The 21,925-nt window shown below is 57.1% G+C and carries 24 protein-coding genes; 13 read left to right on the top strand and 11 right to left on the bottom strand.

Features of this window, described 5'->3' with window-relative positions; genetic code table 11:
- Positions 1-12 precede the first annotated feature (12 nt).
- The 5 genes from ctaD to AC2I9W_RS06035 all read left to right on the top strand — a co-directional run bounded on the left by ctaD (position 13) and on the right by AC2I9W_RS06035 (position 3,604).
- Positions 13-1,656 (top strand): cytochrome c oxidase subunit I, encoded by a 1,644-nt coding sequence (gene ctaD / locus AC2I9W_RS06055; protein ID WP_486409114.1) that lies wholly within the window; start codon positions 13-15, stop codon positions 1,654-1,656.
- Between the two features lie 9 nt (positions 1,657-1,665).
- A complete protein-coding gene (locus AC2I9W_RS06050) occupies positions 1,666-1,788 on the top strand; it encodes a cytochrome oxidase small assembly protein (protein WP_486409113.1) in 123 nt (40 codons plus the stop codon).
- Between the two features lie 37 nt (positions 1,789-1,825).
- The gene (locus AC2I9W_RS06045; protein WP_486409112.1) at positions 1,826-2,440 is read left to right on the top strand and encodes a cytochrome c oxidase assembly protein; all 615 of its coding nucleotides are present in this window, start codon (positions 1,826-1,828) and stop codon (positions 2,438-2,440) included.
- Positions 2,437-2,634 (top strand): DUF2970 domain-containing protein, encoded by a 198-nt coding sequence (locus AC2I9W_RS06040; protein WP_486409111.1) that lies wholly within the window; start codon positions 2,437-2,439, stop codon positions 2,632-2,634. The genes AC2I9W_RS06045 and AC2I9W_RS06040 overlap by 4 nt, the downstream gene beginning before the upstream one ends.
- Positions 2,635-2,722: 88 nt before the next feature.
- Positions 2,723-3,604: a cytochrome c oxidase subunit 3 gene (locus AC2I9W_RS06035; RefSeq protein ID WP_486409110.1), complete on the top strand. Its 882-nt coding sequence runs from the start codon at positions 2,723-2,725 to the stop codon at positions 3,602-3,604.
- Positions 3,605-3,724: 120 nt separating this feature from the next.
- Here AC2I9W_RS06035 and AC2I9W_RS06030 read toward each other — a convergent pair whose 3' ends face one another.
- Positions 3,725-3,964 (bottom strand): twin transmembrane helix small protein, encoded by a 240-nt coding sequence (locus tag AC2I9W_RS06030; protein ID WP_486409109.1) that lies wholly within the window; start codon positions 3,962-3,964, stop codon positions 3,725-3,727.
- Between the two features lie 14 nt (positions 3,965-3,978).
- Here AC2I9W_RS06030 and AC2I9W_RS06025 point away from each other — a divergent pair, with 14 nt between their 5' ends.
- The 4 genes from AC2I9W_RS06025 to AC2I9W_RS06010 all read left to right on the top strand — a co-directional run bounded on the left by AC2I9W_RS06025 (position 3,979) and on the right by AC2I9W_RS06010 (position 7,104).
- Complete coding sequence (locus tag AC2I9W_RS06025) at positions 3,979-4,800, top strand: SURF1 family protein (RefSeq protein ID WP_486409108.1); 822 nt, start codon at positions 3,979-3,981, stop codon at positions 4,798-4,800.
- On the top strand, positions 4,727-5,488 hold the full coding sequence (locus tag AC2I9W_RS06020; protein ID WP_486409107.1) for a hypothetical protein: 762 nt from the start codon (positions 4,727-4,729) through the stop codon (positions 5,486-5,488). The genes AC2I9W_RS06025 and AC2I9W_RS06020 overlap by 74 nt, the downstream gene beginning before the upstream one ends.
- Before the next feature lie 71 nt (positions 5,489-5,559).
- Positions 5,560-6,483 (top strand): heme o synthase, encoded by a 924-nt coding sequence (gene cyoE / locus AC2I9W_RS06015; RefSeq protein ID WP_486409106.1) that lies wholly within the window; start codon positions 5,560-5,562, stop codon positions 6,481-6,483.
- A 6-nt stretch (positions 6,484-6,489) separates the two neighbouring features.
- Entirely contained in the window at positions 6,490-7,104 is a 615-nt protein-coding gene (locus AC2I9W_RS06010) for an SCO family protein (RefSeq protein ID WP_486409105.1), read from the top strand.
- A 15-nt stretch (positions 7,105-7,119) separates the two neighbouring features.
- Here AC2I9W_RS06010 and AC2I9W_RS06005 read toward each other — a convergent pair whose 3' ends face one another.
- The 5 genes from AC2I9W_RS06005 to AC2I9W_RS05985 form a co-directional block, all read right to left on the bottom strand.
- On the bottom strand, positions 7,120-8,049 hold the full coding sequence (locus AC2I9W_RS06005) for a DUF6999 family protein (protein WP_486409104.1): 930 nt from the start codon (positions 8,047-8,049) through the stop codon (positions 7,120-7,122).
- Between the two features lie 21 nt (positions 8,050-8,070).
- A complete protein-coding gene (locus AC2I9W_RS06000; RefSeq protein ID WP_486409103.1) occupies positions 8,071-10,005 on the bottom strand; it encodes a beta-ketoacyl-ACP synthase III in 1,935 nt (644 codons plus the stop codon).
- 18 nt (positions 10,006-10,023) lie between these two features.
- Complete coding sequence (locus AC2I9W_RS05995) at positions 10,024-10,956, bottom strand: fatty acid desaturase (RefSeq protein WP_486409102.1); 933 nt, start codon at positions 10,954-10,956, stop codon at positions 10,024-10,026.
- Positions 10,956-11,699, bottom strand: coding sequence for a sterol desaturase family protein (locus AC2I9W_RS05990; RefSeq protein ID WP_486409101.1), 744 nt, complete (start codon positions 11,697-11,699; stop codon positions 10,956-10,958). Before AC2I9W_RS05990 ends, AC2I9W_RS05995 begins: the two co-directional genes overlap by 1 nt.
- A gap of 249 nt (positions 11,700-11,948) precedes the next feature.
- Complete coding sequence (locus AC2I9W_RS05985) at positions 11,949-12,875, bottom strand: Bug family tripartite tricarboxylate transporter substrate binding protein (protein WP_486409100.1); 927 nt, start codon at positions 12,873-12,875, stop codon at positions 11,949-11,951.
- Between AC2I9W_RS05985 and AC2I9W_RS05980 the strand changes: the two genes are divergently transcribed.
- On the top strand, positions 12,862-13,026 hold the full coding sequence (locus AC2I9W_RS05980) for a hypothetical protein (RefSeq protein WP_486409099.1): 165 nt from the start codon (positions 12,862-12,864) through the stop codon (positions 13,024-13,026). The two genes, AC2I9W_RS05985 and AC2I9W_RS05980, sit on opposite strands and share 14 nt — an antisense overlap.
- 72 nt (positions 13,027-13,098) lie before the next feature.
- Here the strand turns inward: AC2I9W_RS05980 and rpoH are convergent, their stop codons facing one another.
- The 3 genes from rpoH to AC2I9W_RS05965 form a co-directional block, all read right to left on the bottom strand.
- Positions 13,099-14,043: an RNA polymerase sigma factor RpoH gene (gene rpoH, locus AC2I9W_RS05975; protein WP_486409098.1), complete on the bottom strand. Its 945-nt coding sequence runs from the start codon at positions 14,041-14,043 to the stop codon at positions 13,099-13,101.
- Positions 14,044-14,129: 86 nt separating this feature from the next.
- On the bottom strand, positions 14,130-15,092 hold the full coding sequence (locus tag AC2I9W_RS05970; RefSeq protein WP_486409097.1) for a LysR family transcriptional regulator: 963 nt from the start codon (positions 15,090-15,092) through the stop codon (positions 14,130-14,132).
- The gene (locus tag AC2I9W_RS05965; RefSeq protein WP_486409096.1) at positions 15,093-16,106 is read right to left on the bottom strand and encodes a Bug family tripartite tricarboxylate transporter substrate binding protein; all 1,014 of its coding nucleotides are present in this window, start codon (positions 16,104-16,106) and stop codon (positions 15,093-15,095) included.
- Between the two features lie 111 nt (positions 16,107-16,217).
- Between AC2I9W_RS05965 and AC2I9W_RS05960 the strand changes: the two genes are divergently transcribed.
- Positions 16,218-17,975 carry an IlvD/Edd family dehydratase gene (locus AC2I9W_RS05960; RefSeq protein WP_486409095.1) on the top strand — a complete coding sequence of 586 codons (1,758 nt, stop codon included), beginning with the start codon at positions 16,218-16,220 and terminating at the stop codon, positions 17,973-17,975.
- A gap of 6 nt (positions 17,976-17,981) precedes the next feature.
- Positions 17,982-18,662 carry a GntR family transcriptional regulator gene (locus AC2I9W_RS05955; protein WP_486409094.1) on the top strand — a complete coding sequence of 227 codons (681 nt, stop codon included), beginning with the start codon at positions 17,982-17,984 and terminating at the stop codon, positions 18,660-18,662.
- A gap of 5 nt (positions 18,663-18,667) precedes the next feature.
- Here the strand turns inward: AC2I9W_RS05955 and AC2I9W_RS05950 are convergent, their stop codons facing one another.
- Positions 18,668-19,483 (bottom strand): beta-keto acid cleavage family enzyme, encoded by an 816-nt coding sequence (locus AC2I9W_RS05950; protein WP_486409093.1) that lies wholly within the window; start codon positions 19,481-19,483, stop codon positions 18,668-18,670.
- A gap of 12 nt (positions 19,484-19,495) precedes the next feature.
- Positions 19,496-20,482, bottom strand: coding sequence for a 3-hydroxyacyl-CoA dehydrogenase family protein (locus AC2I9W_RS05945; protein WP_486409092.1), 987 nt, complete (start codon positions 20,480-20,482; stop codon positions 19,496-19,498).
- A gap of 396 nt (positions 20,483-20,878) precedes the next feature.
- Here AC2I9W_RS05945 and AC2I9W_RS05940 point away from each other — a divergent pair, with 396 nt between their 5' ends.
- Complete coding sequence (locus tag AC2I9W_RS05940; protein ID WP_486409091.1) at positions 20,879-21,883, top strand: 2-dehydropantoate 2-reductase; 1,005 nt, start codon at positions 20,879-20,881, stop codon at positions 21,881-21,883.
- The last annotated feature ends 42 nt before the right edge of the window (positions 21,884-21,925 follow it).

Raw genomic sequence — 21,925 nt, 5'->3', positions numbered from 1 at the left:
GGAGACCAGAATATGAGCGCCGTAGTTCCTCCCGTCCACACCCATGAGGGCCATGGTCATGACCATGGGCACGACGACCATCACCACGCCATGCCTACTGGCTGGCGCCGCTGGCTGTTTGCCACCAATCACAAGGACATCGGAACGATGTACCTGCTGTTCTCCTTCACCATGCTGATGATTGGGGGAGTTCTGGCCATGCTGATCCGTGCCGAGCTGTTCCAGCCCGGCCTGCAGATCGTCAACCCCGAGCTGTTCAACCAGCTCACCACCATGCATGGTCTGATCATGGTGTTCGGCGCCATCATGCCGGCCTTTGTGGGCTTTGCGAACTGGATGCTGCCGCTGCAGATCGGTGCTTCCGATATGGCATTTGCGCGCATGAACAACTTCAGCTTCTGGCTGCTGATTCCTGCAGGCATCATGCTGGTGGGCTCGTTTTTCATGCCTGGCGGCGCTCCCGCTGCGGGCTGGACGCTGTATGCACCGCTGACGCTGCAGATGGGTCCATCCATGGACACCAGCATCTTTGCCATGCACGTCATGGGGGCCAGCTCCATCATGGGCGCGATCAACATCATCGTGACCATTCTGAACATGCGCGCTCCCGGCATGACGCTGATGAAGATGCCGCTATTCGCCTGGACCTGGCTGATCACCGCCTATCTGCTGATTGCCGTGATGCCCGTGCTGGCCGGTGCCATCACCATGACGCTGACCGACCGTCACTTCGGCACCAGCTTCTTCAACCCTGCGGGCGGCGGCGACCCGGTCATGTACCAGCACATCTTCTGGTTTTTCGGTCACCCCGAGGTCTACATCATGATCTTGCCGGCCTTCGGCATCGTCAGCCAGATCGTGCCTGCCTTCAGCCGCAAAAAACTGTTTGGCTACACCTCCATGGTCTATGCCGTGGCGGCCATTGCCATCCTGTCCTTCATCGTCTGGGCACACCACATGTTCACCACCGGCATGCCGGTCACGGGGCAGCTGTTCTTCATGTACGCGACCATGCTGATCTCGGTGCCTACGGCCGTGAAGGTATTCAACTGGACGGCCACCATGTGGCGTGGCTCCATGACGTTTGAGACCCCCATGCTGTTTGCCGTGGGCTTTATCTTTGTGTTCACCATGGGCGGCTTTACGGGGCTGATTCTGTCCATGGCTCCCATCGACATTCAGCTGCAAGACACCTACTACGTGGTGGCGCACTTCCACTATGTGCTGGTGGCCGGTTCGCTGTTTTCCATGTTCGCAGGCTACTACTACTGGGCGCCCAAGTGGACGGGTGTGATGTATTCCGAAACCCGCGGTCGCATTCACTTCTGGGGCTCGCTGATCACTTTCAACATCACCTTCTTCCCCATGCACTTTCTGGGCCTGGCCGGCATGCCGCGTCGCTATGCAGACTACCCCATGCAGTTTGCCGACTTCAACATGATTGCTTCCATCGGCGGTTTTGGCTTTGGCCTGATGCAGGTGTATTTCTTCCTGTTCGTGGTGGTGCCTGCCATGCGCGGTCATGGCGAAAAAGCGCCGCAAAAGCCCTGGGAAGCGGCGGAAGGACTGGAGTGGGAAGTGCCTTCGCCTGCACCGTTCCATACCTTTGAGAATCCGCCCAAGCTCGATGAAACCGCCACCAAGGTGATCGGCTAAGGAGCAGCAATGTCAACACAAACCAGGCTGCAAGCGCAGCGCAGGGCGAATCTGAAGCTGGGGCTGATTCTGGCTTCAACCGCAATCGTGTTCTTTGTCGGTTTTGTGGTGAAGATGGCCTGGCTGCATTGAGGGAGCTGGCTGGCGCAATGAATGCAAGGAGGGTGATGTGAGCATAGCCAAGGAAAACGCGAAGATGGTGGGCAAGCTGGCGATTGTTGCCTTGGGCATGTTTGCGTTTGGCTATGTGCTCATCCCCATCTACAAGCACATTTGCGAGCTGACGGGCATCAACATCCTGTCGCTGTCCGAAAAACAGGTACCCGGTGCCGGTGTTGCAGGGCGCGATGTGAAAGTGCCTTCCAACAGCCAGATCGATACCAGCCGCACCATCACCGTGGAGTTTGATGCCAATGCGCGTGGCCCCTGGGACTTCAAGCCCGCCAAGCGCTCGGTCCAGGTGCATCCCGGCGAGCTGGCCACGGTGATGTATGAGTTTCAGAACGTGCAAAACCGCCGCATGGCCGCACAAGCCATACCCAGTTATGCGCCACGTCAGGCCACGGCCTTCTTCAACAAGATGGAGTGCTTTTGCTTTTCGCAATACACGCTGGACCCTGGCGAGAAGCGCGAATGGCCGGTGGCTTTTGTGATCGATCCGCGCATCTCCAAGGATGTGAAAACCATTACCTTGTCGTACACGTTTTTTGAAGTGGGTGGCAAGACACCCGCAGCGCCTGCGGGTAACACGGCAGCCGTTGTCGCTCCTGGAGAGCACTCATGACGCAGGGCGAGAAAAAAGGCGGTTTCTGGCGCAGCATGGTGGCGGTGGCCTGGGCCATGCTGGGCGTGCGCAAGGGCAAGGAGTATGAAAAGGACTTTGCCAGCATCACGCCACTGCATGTGATTGCCGTGGGGCTGGTGGCGATTTTCATCTTGGTATTAGCGTTGATATGGATCGTCAATCTGATCGTTTAGCCTGGGCTGAAGCAGATGCGGCGAATGAAGAGCAAGTGATAGTGGAGCGTCGGTAAAAACAACGATCAACAGTGTCAGGAGCCGAGTGATGAGTGCAACCCCGCAGGGCGCAACCCCTTACTACTATGTACCAGCCGAATCCAGCCATCCCGTGATGGCGGCCATCGGTCTGTTCTTCATGATTCTCGGTGCTGGCACCTGGATCAATGGCCACGAATGGGGAATGTATTCCCTGTTCTTCGGACTGATCTGGTGGCTGGCCATCCTGTTTTTCTGGTTCCGTGATGCGGCGCGCGAGAGCGAGGCCGGCCTCAACAGCCGCAAGATCGATCTCTCCTACCGCTGGAGCATGAGCTGGTTCATCTTCTCGGAGGTGATGTTCTTCGGCGCTTTCTTCACTGCCCTGTGGTGGGCGCGTGCACACTCGGTGCCGGCTTTGGGCAATCTGGGCAACAGCCTGCTCTGGCCTGACTTTCAGGCGGTATGGCCCAGCGTGGCTGCGGGTGCAACCGCATCGCCGGCCGATATCGTCGAGCCGTTCAAAACCGTGGGCCCGTTCTGGCTGCCGACCATCAACACCGCGCTGCTGCTGACATCGGGCGTGACGCTGACGATTGCCCATCATGCCCTGCAGGCCAACAACCGTGCGCGCTGCATTGCCTTCATGTGGATGACGGTGATTCTGGGTGTCATCTTCCTGTTCGTGCAGGGCTATGAGTACCACCACCTCTACAACGACTACAACCTCAAGCTCAACTCGGGCGTGTTTGGCTCCACCTTCTACATGCTCACGGGCTTCCACGGCTTTCACGTGCTGGTGGGCATGCTGATGCTGTTTTTCATCACCATTCGGCTGATGAAGGGTGACTTTACCGACAAGAGTCACTTCGGCTTTGAAGGCGCGGCCTGGTACTGGCACTTTGTGGACGTGGTCTGGGTCTTTCTCTACATCCTCGTCTACTGGATGTAGGCGTAGGCCAAGCTCTCAAAAACAGAAGCGCCTTGCGCTTGATTCATAAGGACTTCAGCATCAAACAATGCTGGAACCTATGTCAATCGAGCGCAAGGCGCTTTGATTTTTGATAGCCCTTTATTGACCCGGATGCCAGCCCGTGGGCTGAATCCAGCCCATCTTGGCACTGAGCAAAACACACACAAACAGCGCAACCGACAGCGCAACGCGCAGCGCCAGGGCGCGAAACATCTTGCGGCTGCGCTCTGCATCATCGGCGGCGGAGTGGTTGCCATCGCCTCTTCGCATCATGAAGAAAAGCGCACTGCCCAGGCTCGCCAAAATGGCAAGAAAAGCGAGAATGATCACGAATTTCATGGATGGATTATCTGGTGCGCACTTCTCGATTTCCAGACCTCAGGCGGTTTCTACTGATTTCTGTGGCGGCGCTGATCTGTGTGGCCGTCACGGCCTCTCTGGGCTTTTGGCAACTGGGCCGTGCTGCGCAGAAACAGGCCATTTTTGATGCCATCTCGCGCCAGCAGGCGCTGGCGCCCTGGAATAACGCGCAACTGGCTGCGCAGGTTCCAGCGGTGGCTGAATCCATCAGCCCAGCGCAAAAGACGCAACTGCTGTACAGACCGGTGCAACTGCAAGGCCAGTGGCTGGCTGAGCAGACCCTGTTTCTGGACAACCGGCAGATGCAGGGCAAGGCCGGCTTTTATGTACTCACGCCGTTTCGGCTGAGCGAGCCTTACGGGCGTGCAGTCGTCATCGTGCAGCGCGGCTGGGCGCCGCGCAACTTCATGGATCGCACGGTCTTGCCAGAGGTACAGACGCCTGCAGGCACCGTCACCATTGAAGGCAAGCTGGAGGCCCCGCCTTCCAAACTGATGGAGCTGGAAGCGACCTATGGCGGGGCAGACCCTGATGAGCAAAAGTCGCGCATCCGACAGAATGCAGACATTGCCCAGTGGGCGCAGCAAAGCGGCTTGCCGCTGCTGGGCCTGAGCGTGGTGCAGAGCGGCGCAGCCAGCGAAGGTTTGCTGCGCGACTGGCCGCAGGTCAATGCCGGTGTGCAAAAGCATTACGGCTACGCGTTTCAGTGGTTCGGACTCAGTGTCTTGGTGGTGTTGCTCTATGTCTGGTTTCAACTCGTCCGACGCTTTTACCCCTCCCGCCGCGCTGCAGACAACGCAGCACAAGCACAGTGATGAGCCGCTGAGCTTTGCCGTTCACAACCTGCCCGACCCCGCGCAAAGTCAGGCCGCGCAGGTAAAGCAGGCGCGCAGCGGCCGCTGGAAGATGCTGGCCGTGCTACTGGTCTGCGCGGCCCCCGTGGTGGCTTCCTACTTCACCTATTACGTGCTGCGCCCCACGCAGCAGCGCAGCTATGGCGAGCTGATTGCCGAGCAGCCAGCGTTGCCCGAGGTGCAGGCGCAGACGCTGGATGGGCGCAGCGTGAATCTGAGCAGCCTCAAAGGCCAGTGGTTGCTGGTCAGCACCAGCACTGCGGCTTGTGAGCAGCGCTGCCAGGACCATCTGTACCTGCAGCGCCAGTTGCGCGAGACGCTGGGCCGGGAGAAAGGCCGGCTGGACTGGGTCTGGCTGATCAGCGATCAGCAAGCCGTGCCAAAAAAAATTCTGCCCGCTGCAGAGCAGGCCACCACGCTGCGTGTGCCCTCGGACGCCATCAGCGGCTGGCTCAAGGCCAGTGCCGGGCATGCGCTGGACGAGCATCTGTATGTGGTCGATCCGCAGGGTCACTGGATGATGCGTTTTCCCGCCAGCATGGACAAAGCCACGGCAGGCAAGGCCAAGCGCGACCTGGAGCGGTTGCTGCGCGCATCTTCCTCGTGGGATGAGGCTGGACGCAGTGAGGTTGGGGTGCAGCAGAAATAAGCACTCAATTGCCTTGTGGCGCTTTTGAATAAAGCGTTGATAGCTACTTAATTCATAGTGAGGAGGGCGGCATGCAGGCAGAGATCTCTAAATTGGAAAGCGCTGCTTCAGCCGTTCCTGCAGAAGCCTCACGCTGGTCTCAGTACTACGCATTGACCAAGCCCAAGGTCGTACAACTCATCGTGTTCTGTGCCTTTATCGGCATGGTGCTGGCTGTGCCTGGAGCGCCCAGCTGGCAGGACTGGGGGCGCATGCTGGTGGCCTGTGCGGGCATCTGGCTGGTGGCGGCAGCGGCGGCGGCTTTCAACTGTCTGGTGGAGCGCACGATTGATGCCCGCATGAAGCGCACCGCATGGCGGCCCACTGCGCGCGGCGAGTTGTCGCACTCACAGGCGCTGCTGTTTTCAGCCTTGCTGTGCGCGGCGGGCGCAGCCATCTTGCTGCTGGCGGTGAATGCTCTGACGCTGTGGCTGACGCTGGCCACCTTTGTCGGCTATGCCGTGATCTACACGCTGGTGCTCAAGCCGCTGACGCCGCAGAACATCGTCATCGGTGGCGCTTCGGGAGCCATGCCGCCCGTGCTGGGCTGGACGGCGATGACGGGGCAGGTGGGGCATGAGGCGTTGCTGCTGTTTCTCATCATCTTTCTGTGGACGCCACCGCACTTCTGGGCGCTGGCGCTGTATCGGGTCGAAGACTACCGCCGCGCTGGCCTGCCCATGCTGCCTGTCACCCATGGCAATGCCTTCACGCGACTGCAGGTGTTTCTCTACACGCTGGTGCTGTTTGCAGGCTGTCTGCTGCCCTTTGTTGTGGGCATGAGCGGCTATGTTTATCTCTTTGCCGCAGTGATTCTGGGGTTGGGCTTTTGCGGTTATGGTTGGGCACTGCTGCGCAACTACTCGGATGCGCTGGCACGCAAGACTTTCCGCTTTTCTCTGATCCATCTGAGCCTGCTGTTTGCCGCGCTGCTGGTGGATCACTACCTGGCCTGATCGATCATGGATAAACGAGGTGCACTGCGCGTACTCAGCGCATGGGGTACAGCTGCATTGGCTGGCACAACCGCATTGACATTGACTGCCTGCAAGGACAGCAGCAAACCCCAGTTTCAGGGTGTGGATGTGACGGGCGCTGACTACGCCAAAGATCTGCCACTGACCGATGTACATGGTCAAAAGCGCAGCCTCAAGGATTTCTCGGGCAAGGTGGTGGCCGTGTTCTTTGGCTATACCCAGTGCCCCGATGTCTGCCCCACCACGCTGCAGGAACTGCTCGAAGTCAAGCAGGCATTGGGAGCCGATGGCGACAAGCTGCAGGCCGTGTTTGTCTCGCTGGACCCAGAACGCGACACCCCCGAAGTGCTCAAGGCTTATTTGGCCAACTTTGACGAGAGCTTTGTGGGCCTGAGCGGTACCCCAGAAGAAATTGCCGCAGTTGCCAAGGATTTCAAGATCTTCTTCAAGAAAGTGCCTGGCAAGATGGAGGGCACATACACGCTGGACCACTCTGCCGGAACCTATCTCTTTGACACTCAGGGACGACTGCGTGTGTACGAGCGCTATGGCGCCGGCCCGCAGGTGCTGACGCAGGACATCAAGATCCTGCTGGGCTGATAGCGCTCAAGCCCTTCAGGGCTGCGAAGAGTCAAGGGTGTCCGCCGCTTTTTTCATCTTGGCCAGCTCGCGAGCAGGAACAGGGTGCTCTCCACTGGCCATGCGTGTCAGCAGCGAATGCAGCATCTCGGTGGATAGTCCGTGCAGCACCAGCCGGTAAGCGGCATACAGGGTGGACATGGGCACCATGGGGTGCTTGTTGTTGAGCAGTACCAGATGCTCGGGCGAGGCCAGAATCTTGGCGCAGTAAATGCCTAGCGTCTCGTCCAGCTGCAAGGAGTTGCTGGCGCGCCAGAAGTCGTTGTCGGTCAGCAGCAGCTGATAAACCGGTGTGTATATCTCGATGGCGCTTTGCAGATCGATCACATTGAAGCGTCCGCGTGGCATGTCTTCCAGCTTCAAGTCCGGCTCGCGAATCATTGAAAAGTCGGGCTCGGGTACGGGCAGCAGCTCCTGATTGTTCTCGCGCAGCGCCTTGTTCAGGCGGATGACGAAGTTGAAGAGATTGAGGTCATGCTTGAGAAACAGCTCGTCTTTGACCTCATCAATTTCCATCGGGGTAAGTGGCGCGGTGCTGATTTTGGTGGGAGCATTGGCAGCCACAAACTGCAGTACCTGAGAGCCGAGGTGGAAGTGCCGCATGATGAGCCAGTTGGCCTCGGGCGAAAGAAACTTCTTCATGCCAAAGGCCAGCAGGCGGTGCAACAGCATGGAATGCGACCAGCGCTTGGGCAAGAAAATCTTCAGCGCCTGGATGATGATCATCGACAGCCGGGCCAATGGGCGTATGGCAGGCAGAAAGAACTGGCGTGATCCGCTGCTGCAGTCGCGCAGCCAGGCCGCCTTCACATCGTCTGGTAGTGGCGTGCTCTGGTCCAGATACAGAGCCAGCCAGGGGCTGGGGTCTCGCTCATCCCAGACATGGTCGTTGAACTCGTTTTTCATGGCGTCTCCCGGCGCTTGTCGTTATTGCTCAGTCAGCACATGCTGAAACTGCATCAGGTACATGGCGGCTGTATTGCGTGCGGTCTGCAGTATGGCCTGCTGGGCCTTGCCTTCGCTGTCCAGCTCCAGCGCCATCTGCACGGCCATCAGCCAGCGCTCCAGATGGTGCTCGTCATTGGCACCGTGGTATTCCAGAAAGCGGAAGGCATCGGGCGGCAGTGGCAGGGCGGCGCGCAGCAGTGGCAGCAAGCTGGGCACAATGCGCTGGCCCGTGCCTTCGATGATGTAGATGGCGCCCAGCAGACCAATGGGATTGGGTGTGGCCGCTAGGCCGTGCAGATAGGCGTTGAGCGCTTCTCCGCCGGGGTTGCGGCGCAGTTTGGCGATATCAGTCTCGGTGCCACCGGCTTTCAGATAATCGTTGTGCAAGATCTTGAAGTCGTGCTGCTCATCATCGGCATGCAGATCAATCAGTCCCGCCAGCGCAGCGTAGTCACCTGTTAGGGACGTCGCGCCTTCGCGCATCCATAGGCTGCCTTCGCGCACCTGCGGAATCCAGTGGCTCATCCAGCGCACATAGTCGCTCGTCTGCAGCTGGCGTGTGCGGATGCGGTGCAGCAGGGGAGTGCGCCAGACGCGCGAGCGGTAGTCCTGCCAGATGCTGGCCAGCTCGGTCAGCAGCGGGGCCAGCTGTTGCGGCGCAGTGGCCGGGTCATGCGGCGCGGCGATGGTGGAGACATCGGGCAGTGCATCATTGGCAATGACATCGGGCTTCGCTGTTTTGTGAGAGAAATAGCCTGCAGACGCTTGCTGAACGGGCATATCCAGCTCTACTTCCCATAGCATGTAGCCTGCCGTGAAGCGGCCGGATTCGGGGATGAAGCAGAGCACGGTGTCGCCGGCCTTGAGGCGGCTGCCCTGCTTTTCCAGAAACTCCGACATCATGATGAAAATCGAAGCCGCCCCGGTGTTGCCACGCCATGCCAGATTGCTCCACCAGCGATCACGTGGAATGCTCAGCTGGGCTTTGCTCAGCAAGTCATCCACCACGGGGATAAAGCGCTCAGACGAGTAGTGACACAGAAAGTGGTCAATACCGCGCTCGGGTACCCAGCCCTTGTGCGCCAGGTCGGCGTATTCGTGAATGCAGACATCAAACAGATGCGGCAGCAGGCGAATGTCCTGACGCAGCGACAGCGCACCAGCGGCCTCGGCATCGGCCCAGGCAGGGAAGTCCAGATGGCTTTTGCTGCGGTCGGCTGTCAGGCCCAGCTGCATGCAGACTGGGTAGTCGCCGGCAAAGCTGCGCTGGTGTGTCCACTTGAGCTTGAGGCGCAGGCCGTTGACTTGAGGCAGGGCTTTGGGCCCACCCAGCAGCACAGCGCCTGCGCCGTCCGACAGCATCCAGCGCAGAAAGTGCGCGTCAAAGTCCGTGTCATAGCCCTGCGCGGCAAAGCGAGAGCGCTTGAACAGGCGAGAGGGCATTTCGCTGGCCACGGACAGGGCCAGCGCATGCGCACCGCTTTCCACGGCCATGGCGGCGGCCTGCATGGCGCCCACGCTGGCAGCGCAGACGCCGTGTACGGAGAGAGTTTCCATGGGTGGCGCGGCCATCTCGCCCTGAATCATGCTGGCAAAGCCAGGCATCAACGCATCGCCCCCGGACGATCCGCTGGACAGGTAGCCGATATCGGCCAGTGTCTTGCCCGCCAGTGCCAGCGTGTGCTCGATGGCACCCTTGGCCATCTGTGTGTTGCTGAAGACAGTCTGGCCTTCGCCGTCGATGGCGTAGTGGCGCGTCTGAATGCCGTTCTCAGCGAGGATGCGGCGCTTGATGCGCTCGGAGATGCGGTTCAGCGGTGCGACATATGCATCCATACCAGCGTTGTCCACGGGAGCGCCGGGTAGAAACATGCCAGCGGATTGCAGATAGACGTTTGAATAGGCAACAGGCATATGTTCTCAACAGGTTTCTTATTTCACAGCGTCTGGAGGCATCTGCGGCTTGGTTCTTACCGCGGGCCAGACCAGACCCAATACAAACACGCGCCCCATATAGGGCAACAGTCCACCTTCATTGAGGGCGGGAGTGACTCGCTGGCGGTAGGTCTGAGCGTGCAGGTTTGCCAGCTCGGACCAGTGGGCATGCGGGCATTCATGGTGCGCGGTGTGCAGGCCAATATTAAAAAGCAGGGGGTTGACCAGGCCCTCGAAGTTGCGCGCGTAGTTCAGCTTGATACCCGGGGTATTGCGCTGCGCTCTGGAGAGTGGCCTGCCGTCGGCATGGGCATGCTGCAGGTAGTTGGTGGCCAGCAGCCAGTGCAGTCCGTGCAGCTGGGGAACGATGATGAAGAGCAGCGCCTTTTGCCAGTCCAGCCAGAGAAAAAATCCCCAGCTGCCCAGCCACAGAACGTACTGCCCCATGCAGTAGCGAAACGCCCCCGGCCAGTGAATGCGTAGATTGTTGAGCCAGCGAAAAAACAGCGGATACAGCTTCAAGCCTGCCTGAATAGGGTGGATCAGATAGCCCCAGAGGTGGTTGGTATCGCCTCCGAACTCCGGACGATAGGTGCGGGCAATGTCCTTGGGGCCGTGACGAAAGCGGTGGTGATTGCCCACATGGGCGGGCCAGAACACAAAAGTGGGGTGGCCTTGCAGCAGAGTCAGCCAGTAGTCCGTGGCGCGATTCGTCCAGCGGCCCCACCACATGCGCACATGAGTGTGATTGTGGTGAATCACGCCCACGCCAAGAGTCAGAAATAGCTGGATGCTATAAAAAATGAAGTTGAAGCCATGCTCCCACTGCCACCACACCAGCAAGGGCATCACCAGCATATAGAGCACGGACTGCCAGTCGCGCCAATGACGTAGCGTGGGGAAGAAGCGCTGACTAGGGTGCTGACGCATCAGTGGCCGGCAGTCTGTGTAGGTGCGGGCTTGACCTTGGTACCCATGATCTGGTCCATGAAGGCCAGCGCAAATCCATAGTTGCCCGCCGGTCTGGCGTGGTGCAAATGGTGGCGGCGGCTGGCGGCCAGAGGGTGGGTGTCAGAGACCTTGGGGAAAAAATCCCAGTTGGAATGGCCGATCAGGTTCAGAATCAGGCTGAGTACGGGCACGGACGCCAGCGACCAGAAGTAAAAATCATGCACCAGCATGGGCAGCAAGATGATGTTGCCCAGCATCAGCGCCTCAATGGGATGAAAGCTGTAGGTGGACCACGGTGTGGTCACGATAGAGCGGTGGTGGTCACCGTGATAGCGTACCAGCTGCCGCGTATGCAGCAGACGGTGGTTGATCCAGAAGTGCACATCGTTCCAGATCAGCAGCGCAAAAATCTCCAGCGCAATGCGGCCGGCGCTTGCCGTGGGTGAGAGCTGTGCCCAGCCCAGTTGCAAAAAGCCCCAGGGCACGATCATGCCCAGTCCGAAGATCAAAATGGAATGGAACGACTGCCGCCATTCGCGCTGCAGCTGATCGGGCTTGAGAGGGCGTGTATCCAGCGGCTTTCCAATCCCTGCGCTGGCCAGCAGACGCGTAAGGCCCAGCATGGCTAGTGCGCCCAGCACATAAATTCCGCCAAAAAAGACCAGTCCCAATGCCATGACCTGCCAGGCATTGAGTTGAGTGAACCAGGTTCCAGCGTTCATGAAGGCTCCGTAAACATTGACGCCGCCAGACAAAGCAATGCGCCCGAAAGGCATAGCGTAAACGCGTGCCAGTCGGGCGCATGATAGCGGACGCTGCAGTAGCATCAGCTGATACTTAAAGAGGCTCAAAGGAGGCTGCTGCACTCAAAGAAGCGTGTCTCACCGGAGAGGCAGCGAGCAAACGCCGCCGTGCAACGAGGCTGTCGTCCCTCTCAGAGGGAAGGTGCAAGGTGGCTCACGGGGAGTCAGTTACTGCGCAGTAATGTGCTGCTCGCGAATGATGGTGCCCAGGGCTTTTACATCCTGCTGAATGCGGTTGCCCAGCCCTTCGGGCGAGCTGCCCACAGCCTGCCAGCCTTGCATGGCCAGCTTCTGGCGCATCTCTGGGGTGCGCACAATCTCGCTAACGGCTGCTGCCAGCTTGTCTACATGGGCCTTGGGCATGGACTTGGGGGCAGCAACGGCGTTCCAGATTTCCAGATCAAAGTTGTTGACGCCCAGATCCTTGAGGCTGGGCAGGCCGGGAGCCAAGGGGCTGCGGGCCGCAGAGGTCACGCCAATACCGTGCAGCTTGCCAGACTGAATCTGGGCCATGGCGAGGGCTGGAGGCAGCATGGACAGTTGCAGATCGCCCCCCTGGATACCATTGAAAACCTGCGGGTAGCCGGTATAAGGCACATGCACGGCCTTGATGGCCGAGCGGCTCTTGAGCAGCTCCATGCCCAGGTGGCCCACGGTGCCCACGCCGGGCGAGCCATAGCTCCACTTGTCACCGGCCTTGGCTGCGGCATCCAAGAAGGCCTTGCCTTGCGGTGCAGAGGCAGGGGCCACCAGCACCAGCGGTGCCACGCCAATCAGGCTCACAGGCTGCAAATCCTTGACCGGGTCGTAGCGCACAGCGGGATTGAGCAGCTTGGCGATGGTCATATTGCCGTTGATCATCACGCTGAAGGTGTAGCCGTCAGCCTTGGCCACATATTCACCGGCGATATTGCCACCCGCGCCCACGCGGTTTTCCACAATGATGGTCTGGCCCAACTTCTTTTCCAGCGGCTCGGCCAATGCACGGGCTGTCAGGTCGGGCGAAGAGCCTGCGGGGAAGCCCACGATCAGGTGCAAGGGCTTGTCGGGCCAGTTGTCAGCCGCCATGGCGGCGGGTGCCATGGATGCAGTCATCAAAGCTGCGCCCACTGCAACCACGCTTCGGCGGGAAAGTTTTTTGAGGACGCTGGAAGTGCGGGAGTGGCAAATAGGCATGTCAGGTCTCTTGAGTCTTATCGGTATGGAGATCAGCGCAGATGCAAGCAGCATCAGCGCCAGAAAATAAAAAACCCGGAAATTATCCGGGTTTGAGATTCAGCATTTCAGCCTTTTAAGTCGCTGGTGCGCAAGTTAGCGTTTACGCGAACTCGGCCAGCGCTTTTTTCATCTTTTTCATAGCGGCGACTTCGATCTGGCGAATGCGCTCGGCGCTCACACCGTACTCGGCAGCCAGCTCATGCAGCGTCATACCGCCTGAGCCATCGTCATTGACCTTGAGCCAGCGCTCTTCCACGATGCGGCGGCTGCGGTCATCCAGAGCCTCCAGAGCCAGAGCCAGGCCATCTGTGGCCAGATGATCGCGCTGGCGCGATTCAATCATGGCAGTGGGCTCATGGTTGGCATCGGCCAGATAAGCGATAGGTCCAAAAGACTGCTCGCCGTCATCGCTGGGCGAAGGATCCAGCAGCACATCCCCACCGGCCAGACGCGTTTCCATCTCCATGACCTCTTCACGCTTGACGTTAAGCTTGGCCGCCATGGCGTCAATCTCGTGAGTGGTTAGCGTCTCACGCATCATGGCCTCGTCATCAGCCATGGCAGCGTCAGACTTCATGTCGTGTTTCATCGAGCGCAAATTGAAGAACAGTTTGCGCTGGGCCTTGGTCGTCGCAACCTTGACCATGCGCCAGTTCTTCAAGATGTATTCGTGGATCTCGGCCTTGATCCAGTGCATGGCGTAACTTACCAAGCGTACGCCTTGATCAGGGTCAAAGCGCTTGACGGCTTTCATCAGACCCACATTACCTTCCTGAATCAGGTCGCCGTGAGGCAGGCCATAACCCAAGTACTGGCGGGAAATCGACACCACCAGACGTAGGTGCGACATCACCAGACGCCCGGCGGCGTCCAGATCATTGTGTTCTTTGAGCTTGCGTGCATATGTCTGCTCTTCTTCAAGGGTGAGCATGGGCAGACGATTGACCGCCGAGATATAGGCATCCAGGTTGCCCAGCGGAGGTACCAGCGCCCAAGGGTTCGCGGGCGCCAAGGCAGTCGCAATGGAGCCGGAGGCAGTTTTCATTGCAGGTTTCCTTTCTTCCATAATCTTCATATTAGCACTCTGTTAGAGGGAGTGCTAAAGACAAAGTTCCCGGAGAGATGTAAGGTTTATAGAACTTTGCATAGGCGCTGTCTAATTAGCAAACCTAGCGCTTGTGATGCAGAGCTTCGTGGAGTATGTCTACGTGTCACCATGCCTAATGGACGCTGAATCCCAGGTGCAGACAGCTGCACTTTCACGATGTGGTCAGTCTGAAGCAATGAAATTGCAGTTTCTGGCAAAGCACTTACCCCTAGGCCTTCTCTGACCAGTGCACCAATAGTTGCAATATGGTCGACTTCAAAGACAGGGTTGAAATGAAGGCTCATAGACAGCAGTTCGGCATCAATGTACTGACGAACACTTGCTGATCCAGACATGGAAATGTGCGGATAGTCCAATGTGCTTTCGATGGCGACAGGGCCTACTTGGTTGCACAAAGGGTGCCCTTCTGGGCAAATGAGAAGGAATTGATCTTCGGTCAATTGTTCGTAGGCCAAGTCTTCTTGCTTGGGGTCAGCCGCGGTCAACGCAAAGTCAACCTTGCCATTGCGCACTAAATCAAATGCAGGACCTGACAGGGTATCTAGCAAGGACAGTTGTACCCCAGGGTGCATTCGAGTGAACTCAGCAAATACCTTGGGAACAAGTGAAGCCGCAAGAGAAGGCAGCGCAGCTACTGTGACTGAGCCTGTTTTCAGCTGCACAGTATCGGATACTGCTCTTAGTGCGCGTTGTGTGTCGAGTAGGAGGCCTTGTGCATGGGTGATAAACACATGCCCTGCGTCAGTCAGCTCAACTGCACGGGTCGTCCGTTCAAATAGTTTTGCACCAATTTGAGCTTCTACTCGTGCGATTAGGGCAGAGAGCGCAGATTGCGAGAGGTGTACAAGAAGGGCGGCTTGGCCAAAGCTCTTGGTTTGGCTCAGGGCCACAACTGCCCTTAGGTCTTTGGTCGATAGGTTGGCTTCCACAGAAGTGAGTATAAGTAGCCACAGGGTTGCAGTTGCCTGCAACCCTGCTTGCTGCATTTACTCTGCCTTGATATTGCTGTCCTTGATCAGCTTTGCCCATTTTGCATATTCGGCATTGATGATCTTGGTCGATTCATCCGGTGTGCCATAGGTGGCAATGGTGCCCTGTGCGAGCATGGAGTCTTTGACGTCTTGCTTGGAAAGAATCACTTTCAATGCAGCGTTGATTTTTTGGACAACTGCAGCTGGCGTCCCTGCTGGGGCAGAGAGAGCAAACATTGAGCTCACTTGCATCTCTGGCAGGCCAGCCTCAACAGCAGTTGGGACGTCAGGGATTGATGGCACTCGCTCTTTGGTTGTGGTCGCCAAAGCCCGAAGTTTTCCAGCCTTGATTTGGCTCTGTGCGGCAGGGACCGTGTCGATCATTGCATTGACTTGACCGCCCAGAAGGTCGGCAAGCGCAGGACCGCTTCCTTTATAGGGAACATGAACTACGTCAACCTGTGCTTGACGTTGGAACATCTCGATCGCAAGGTGCTGAGGCGAGCCGTTGCCTGCTGATGCCAAGGTAACGGAGCCTGGCTTTTCCTTGGCGAGAGCTACTAGCTCTTTGACAGATTTCGCAGGGATATTGGGGTTGACGACAAAGACCAGTGGAACTGTTCCCACTACCGAGATATGCGAGAAGCTCTTGTGGATGTCGAATGGTGTGACAGCAGGAGTCAGCGCTGCATTGATCGTGTGGCTGGTAAACGCACCCATCAGCAAGGTGTAGCCGTCAGCGGGTGATTTTGCTACTTGCCCTGCACCAAGGCTGCCGCCAGCGCCCGCGCGATTGTCGACTACAAACTGCTGGCCAAGTGCTTCAGAAAGCTGTTTCGCCAATACTCGGCCGATGACATCGGTTGCTCCACCTGGAGCATAGGGAACAACCAGCCTGACGGGTTTGTTTGGGTAGTCAGATTGAGCTTGGGCAGCTTCTGTTGCACCTAACGCTACCAAGGCTGTTGCAGCCATGACCGAAAGAGTTGCTCGACGCGTCTTGAAGGTATTTCGACTTGTGAATTTCATGAGGTCTCCTTTAGGGTTTTCAGGGGTGCGCTTTCTTGTTTGAGCGCTCGATTTTTTTCTTAATCAATAATATTATTAATAATTAATGCATCAACCGTGGTTAACCCTCCCATGACGAACAAGCCAAAGCAACAACCCTCGATTCATCCTGAAGCTGCATCGAGCGGTATCTCCAAAGGACTCACTAACTATGGTGATCGTGGGTTCTCTCTTTTTTTGCGAAAAGCTTTCATCAAAGGGGCTGGTTACACAGACAAGGCTCTGGATCGGCCCGTAATTGGCATTTCGAACACAGGGAGTTCCTACAACCCATGTCACGGCAACATGCCGCAGCTGATGGAAGCGGTGAAGCGAGGCATCTTGATGGCGGGCGGCCTGCCGATGGATTTCCCCACCATCTCCTTGCATGAGAGCTTTTCTCAGCCAACCAGCATGTATCTGCGCAACCTGATGTCGATGGATACGGAGGAAATGCTTCGTGCCCAGCCTATGGATGCTGTGGTGCTGATCGGTGGTTGCGACAAGACAGTGCCAGCGCAGTTGATGGGCGCTGCTTCGGTGGGCCTGCCCGCAGTTCAATTGGTGACTGGTTCGATGCTCACGGGCTCGCATCGAAGTGAAAGAGTGGGTGCGTGTACGGATTGCCGACGTTATTGGGGCAAGTTCCGGGCAGAAGAAATTGATGCCGAAGAGATCTCCGATGTGAACAACCAACTGGTTGCTAGCGTAGGAACTTGCTCGGTGGCTGGGACGGCAAGCACCATGGCTTGTATTGCAGAGGCGCTCGGTATCGGCATTCCTGGTAGTGCAACACCACCTGCAGTCACTGCAGACCGCATCCGAATTGCAGAGCGCTCGGGTGAGGTCGCTGTGCAGATGGCGAGAGCAGGGTTGACGATTGACAAGATCCTTACCCCTGCAGCTTTCGAAAATGCGATGCGTGTTCTCTTGGCTATGGGGGGCTCTACCAATGCCATTGTTCACCTGGCTGCTATTGCAGGTCGACTGGGCTATGAGCTCGACTTGAAGGCTCTGGATGCTATGAGTCGCAATACGCCTGTGCTGTTGGATCTCAAGCCTTCGGGAGATCACTACATGGAAGACTTTCATGCAGCTGGTGGCATGCATACATTGCTGAGAGAGCTCAAACCTCTGCTGCACTTGGATGCGCTGACTGTGACGGGTAGAACTTTGGGGGAGGAGCTGGAGGCTGCTGGAGCAGACTTCAAGCAGCATGTAGTAAAGACGATGGATGCGCCCTTGTATCCTCAAGGAGGCATCGCAGTTCTGTATGGCAACCTTGCACCAGGTGGAGCGATCATCAAGCAGTCTGCCGCCACCCCTGAGTTGATGGAGCATGAGGGGCGAGCTGTTGTTTTCGAGAATGCCGAAGATTTGGCTGCGCGTATTGACTCGCCCGATCTGGATGTCCGAGCCGAGGATGTCCTCGTTCTTAAAAATATTGGGCCCAAAGGAGCCGCGATGCCAGAGGCTGGCTATCTTCCTATTCCCAAGAAGCTTGCTGCCCAAGGTGTGAAAGACATGGTTCGTGTTTCGGATGGGCGTATGAGTGGCACTGCGTTCGGCACCATCGTCTTGCACGTAACGCCAGAGGCTGCCATTGGAGGCCCTTTGGCTTGGGTTCAAACGGGAGACAGAATTCGCCTCTCTGTGCGTGAACGCAGTATTGAATGGCTGGTCAGCGAAGAAGAGCTGGCTTTGCGTCAGAATGCCAAGACTGTTCAAGTTCCATCCGCTGAGCGAGGCTACGCTCATCTGTTCAAGAAAACTGTTTTGCAGGCTGATCGAGGCGCAGACTTTGATTTCTTGACGGCCACAGAACGCAAAGGTTCGATTCCAAGGAGTTAAGTCCATATGCCGACGGGCGTTAATGCCAATGAGCGCCGTCCCACCGAGGACGGCGCATCTGCTATTGCCGCGATACTGGAGGAAGACATCGTTCTGGGGCTTTTGGCGCCCAGGGTGCGTCTTGTCGAAGATGATCTGATGGACAGATTTGGAGCCAAGCGCCATGTCGTGCGAGATGCGTTGGCTCAACTGGAGGTCGTGGGACTGCTTGAACGCAAGCGCAATATTGGCTCCATGGTGAAAGCCTTTGGTAAAGATGAAGTGATTCATCTTTATGAAATGCGAGAGATCCTTGAAGCCGAGGCGATGCGCAAGATACCGCTGCCTTTGTCTAGCGAAGCGCTGAGACAGTTGAAGAGCATTCAGGCCGGACATGACGAAGCGATCCAAAATCAGGATCCGCGCGGCATTTTCAGGACCAACCATGAATTTCATCGACTTTTGTTTGCTCAATGCGGCAATGCTTTCTTGTCGCAGTCCATTGAGGAATTCGCCCGTCGAACGCATGCGATTCGATTTGGTGCACTGATGTCCAGAGAGAGGCAGCTGCAATCGCAAAAGGAGCACCATGAATTGCTGACGTTGCTGGAGGCTGGTAAGAGAGAGCCGCTGATCGCCTTGACCTTGGCGCATCTTGTGCCTCCAAGAGATCATTACTTGAAGGCACAAGAGGCGTTGCTACCTTGAGGCGCTCAGTTCAGGAACAGGTCGCGGATGTTCTGAGCAGTGGCCAATGGGCGTCCCAGAGCCATAGCCCCCTGGGCCACTTGAGTGACCAAGGATGCATTGCTGGCAGCTTGCTCGCCGCTCTTGAGAAATAGATTGTTTTCGAAGCCAACTCGCGCATGACCACCCAAGCTTGCTGCAGCGATGGCGCATGCGTTTTCCTGAGGGCCAAATGCACACATGGCCCATGGATAGGCGTTGTCATTGACTTCAAGAAAAGGCAGCAGGTCGCTCGGCGACGAGGTTTGCCCAGCTGAGTAACGACCAAGCACAAAGAGCAGGAACCACTTGTTTTCCGGAATGACGCCAGATGCTCGCAGCCGTTGCCAAGCTTGAACATCGGCAGCGTCATAAAGAATCACCTGGGTCATCACATTGCTGTCTTTGAGCCACGTGAAAAACGCCTGGATATCAGACTCGGGAACCTCGGGCTTGAGAATTTCTCGCAGTCCCACGGAAAGTGCTTCTGGGCTTACGTCCCGAGCGACCTGCATTTGCTCATATGGTTGGTAAACCTGAGCAGCTTCGGTTGTGATCTGTACAACTAACTCCTGCCCAACAGCTTTACGCACCGCAGCAGTGGCTTCCAGATAGGCATGAGCATCCAGCAGGTGCTTGCCGTCTGGTTTGCGCACATGCATGTGAATCATGGATGCACCAGAGTCCAGGCATTCTTTGGCTGCTTGCGCCAGCTCTGCAGCTGTCAGAGGAACGTTGGCGTGCTGCTCTTTTGTCTTGTAAGCCCCGTTAGGAGCCACGGTCACGATCAAAGGTTGATTCATCATGAGCTCCTTTTATTGATCTGCAGCATCGCCAACAGGAGGCAATTCGCTCTTCAGAATCTCAAGACCTGCCAGCAGCGTTCTTTGATAGCGCTGCTTCTCTTGCGCAATGCTCTCAGGCGTCCACTTGAAGAAGCCTTCGCCGGTCTTCATACCGAATTTGCCTTCAGCCACTTTTTGGGCGAGGCATTGGCTGGGCTCTTTGTTGGCGGCAAGTGACGGATACATCGTTGTCCCGGCGGCGCAGTGAACTTCAAGGCCTGCGTGGTCGCGCTGCAGAACGGGACCTGCCGCGAGAAATCGAAAGCCGAAGCCAAAGCGCACTGCGGCGTCTACGTCTTCGGGTGAAGCAATGCCTGCGTCGATCAATGCAAAGGCTTCGCGTGCAAGTGCATGCTGAAGGCGGTTGGCGAGAAAGCCAGGAAGATCCTTTTTAACAAGGACAGGTACCATGCCGCATTGACGCATAAAGGCGTAAAGGTTCTCTGCACACTCTTTGTTGGATGCTTCGCCGCATACAACCTCAACCAGAGGTGTCAGGTGGGCAGGCATGAAAAAGTGCAGCCCCAACATGCGATCTTGTGTCTGCAGTCCCTCGGCAATCGCGGTGATGGGGAAGCTTGAGCTGTTGCTGGCTAGTAGTGCGTCTTTGCGGGCCTTCTGCTCAAGTTGCTTGAACAGAGCCTGTTTGATATCCAAGCGTTCGGGAATGCACTCAATCACAACATCGACGGATGCCCAGTCGATGTCATCCAGTGATGAAGCTACCGACAGTTTTTCAAGGTGTTGGGCCGCATCCAGTTGGTTGAGCCCATTCAGTACGAGCTCGGATACCTTTGCTGCACGATCTGAGTTGGACTCGATGACGGTCGTTTTGCTGCCACCACGACAAAGAACAACTGCAACGTCTGCTCCCATAGTGCCGCCACCAACAACAACGGCGTGTGAACGGGATGGGCGGAAAAAGTGCTTTGGTGCACTAAAGGTTGCTTTCTCCAACTGAGGTCTCCAAGTTTTTAATCTTGGAAAGAGTTTGATGTTATTTAATAAATTTGTTAAACAAATTTATTTTATTGATTGATCTGTTTTATTAATGAATAGAGTCTTAAAAATGTCTGCTGCAGTGAAAGGTAGTCCATTGCCATAAATGGTTAGTTCAGGCGATTGTTGCCGCTACCCTGAGCTTTCTTTTCAGAAAATACAAAACTGAGGAGGAAGAATTCTGGAAAGTAGAACTCTCAATGAGAAACGAGTACAAAACTAGCCTCTTCACGCAGCGCTAAGCCCTTGATTTTTGCGGAGGTGAGTACCAGGCTCCATGAGAATCGATAAGTTAAGTGCCTGCTGGCACTGAGCTGACATCTGCTTCCTTGATAGTTAGAACGAGAGACAAGAATGAATCCGAAAAAAGTGTGTATTTACGGCGCAGGAGCCATTGGCGGTTGGCTGGGCGTAGCACTGGCCAAAGCCGGCTGCGAGTTGAGCGCGGTGGCGCGTGGGCAGACGTTGGCCGCACTGCAGCACAACGGCCTGACATTGATGCATGGTGAGGAGCGCGAGACCGTGACCATCAACGCGCAACAAGACCCCGCTGCGCTGTGCGTCCAGGATGTGGTGGTGATAGCCGTCAAAGCCCCGGCCATGCCCGACGTGGCGCGCCAGATTGGATCTCTGATCGGCCCGCAGACTTTGGTACTGACGGCGATGAATGGCGTACCTTGGTGGTTTCTGGCCGGTGGTGTGGATGCCAGCCTGCGAGGCCTGCAGCTCAAGACGGTGGACCCGCAGGGCGATATTGCCCGAGCCATTCCCACGGAGCAGGTCATTGGCTCGGTGGTGCATGCCAGTTGTTCACTCGATGCGCCGGGCGTGGTGCGCCGTCACTTTGGCAACAGCATCATCGTGGGCGAGCCCATGGCGCTGCCCGGCGATGCTGCCACGGAACGTCTGCTGGCGTTGGGCGAGCTGCTGCGTGCGGGCGGGCTGGAGGTCAAGGTCTCGGGCAACATCCAGCGCGATGCCTGGTACAAGCTCTGGGGCAATATGACCATGAACCCCGTCAGTGCCATCACGGGCGCAACCACGGACAAGATTCTGGGCGACGAGTTGGTGCGCAACTTCATCACCGCCGTGATGTTTGAGGCCAAGGAAATCGGCGCGCGCATCGGCCTGCCGATTGCCGACAGCCCGCAGGACAGGCATCAGGTCACGCTCAAGCTGGGCGGCTTCAAAACCTCAATGCTGCAAGATGTGGAAGCAGGCAAACCTGTGGAGCTGGATGCGCTGGGGGGAGCGGTGCGAGAAATGGGCGCCATGTGTGGCATTCCCACTCCGTTTACCGATGCGCTTCTGGGGCTGACGCGGCTGCGTGCGCAGCAGCTGGGTTTGTATCCGTTGTAACGCTCAGAATATCTGGGCCGCCTTGGTTCTAGACTGGGCGAC

The organism is Comamonas sp. FUJ_7 (genome assembly GCF_057369555.1).
This window is presented reverse-complemented; position numbering and strand designations above follow the sequence as displayed.

Coding starts and splice junctions, on each gene's coding strand:
- ctaD (WP_486409114.1), top strand. CDS start 13: ATGAGCGCCGTAGTTCCTCCCGTCCACACCCATGAGGGCCATGGTCAT.
- AC2I9W_RS06050 (WP_486409113.1), top strand. CDS start 1,666: ATGTCAACACAAACCAGGCTGCAAGCGCAGCGCAGGGCGAATCTGAAG.
- AC2I9W_RS06040 (WP_486409111.1), top strand. CDS start 2,437: ATGACGCAGGGCGAGAAAAAAGGCGGTTTCTGGCGCAGCATGGTGGCG.
- AC2I9W_RS06035 (WP_486409110.1), top strand. CDS start 2,723: ATGAGTGCAACCCCGCAGGGCGCAACCCCTTACTACTATGTACCAGCC.
- AC2I9W_RS06030 (WP_486409109.1), bottom strand. CDS start 3,964: ATGAAATTCGTGATCATTCTCGCTTTTCTTGCCATTTTGGCGAGCCTG.
- AC2I9W_RS06020 (WP_486409107.1), top strand. CDS start 4,727: ATGTCTGGTTTCAACTCGTCCGACGCTTTTACCCCTCCCGCCGCGCTG.
- cyoE (WP_486409106.1), top strand. CDS start 5,560: ATGCAGGCAGAGATCTCTAAATTGGAAAGCGCTGCTTCAGCCGTTCCT.
- AC2I9W_RS06010 (WP_486409105.1), top strand. CDS start 6,490: ATGGATAAACGAGGTGCACTGCGCGTACTCAGCGCATGGGGTACAGCT.
- AC2I9W_RS06005 (WP_486409104.1), bottom strand. CDS start 8,049: ATGAAAAACGAGTTCAACGACCATGTCTGGGATGAGCGAGACCCCAGC.
- AC2I9W_RS06000 (WP_486409103.1), bottom strand. CDS start 10,005: ATGCCTGTTGCCTATTCAAACGTCTATCTGCAATCCGCTGGCATGTTT.
- AC2I9W_RS05995 (WP_486409102.1), bottom strand. CDS start 10,956: ATGCGTCAGCACCCTAGTCAGCGCTTCTTCCCCACGCTACGTCATTGG.
- AC2I9W_RS05990 (WP_486409101.1), bottom strand. CDS start 11,699: ATGAACGCTGGAACCTGGTTCACTCAACTCAATGCCTGGCAGGTCATG.
- AC2I9W_RS05980 (WP_486409099.1), top strand. CDS start 12,862: ATGGATGCAGTCATCAAAGCTGCGCCCACTGCAACCACGCTTCGGCGG.
- AC2I9W_RS05985 (WP_486409100.1), bottom strand. CDS start 12,875: ATGACTGCATCCATGGCACCCGCCGCCATGGCGGCTGACAACTGGCCC.
- rpoH (WP_486409098.1), bottom strand. CDS start 14,043: ATGAAAACTGCCTCCGGCTCCATTGCGACTGCCTTGGCGCCCGCGAAC.
- AC2I9W_RS05970 (WP_486409097.1), bottom strand. CDS start 15,092: ATGCAGCAAGCAGGGTTGCAGGCAACTGCAACCCTGTGGCTACTTATA.
- AC2I9W_RS05965 (WP_486409096.1), bottom strand. CDS start 16,106: ATGAAATTCACAAGTCGAAATACCTTCAAGACGCGTCGAGCAACTCTT.
- AC2I9W_RS05960 (WP_486409095.1), top strand. CDS start 16,218: ATGACGAACAAGCCAAAGCAACAACCCTCGATTCATCCTGAAGCTGCA.
- AC2I9W_RS05955 (WP_486409094.1), top strand. CDS start 17,982: ATGCCGACGGGCGTTAATGCCAATGAGCGCCGTCCCACCGAGGACGGC.
- AC2I9W_RS05950 (WP_486409093.1), bottom strand. CDS start 19,483: ATGAATCAACCTTTGATCGTGACCGTGGCTCCTAACGGGGCTTACAAG.
- AC2I9W_RS05940 (WP_486409091.1), top strand. CDS start 20,879: ATGAATCCGAAAAAAGTGTGTATTTACGGCGCAGGAGCCATTGGCGGT.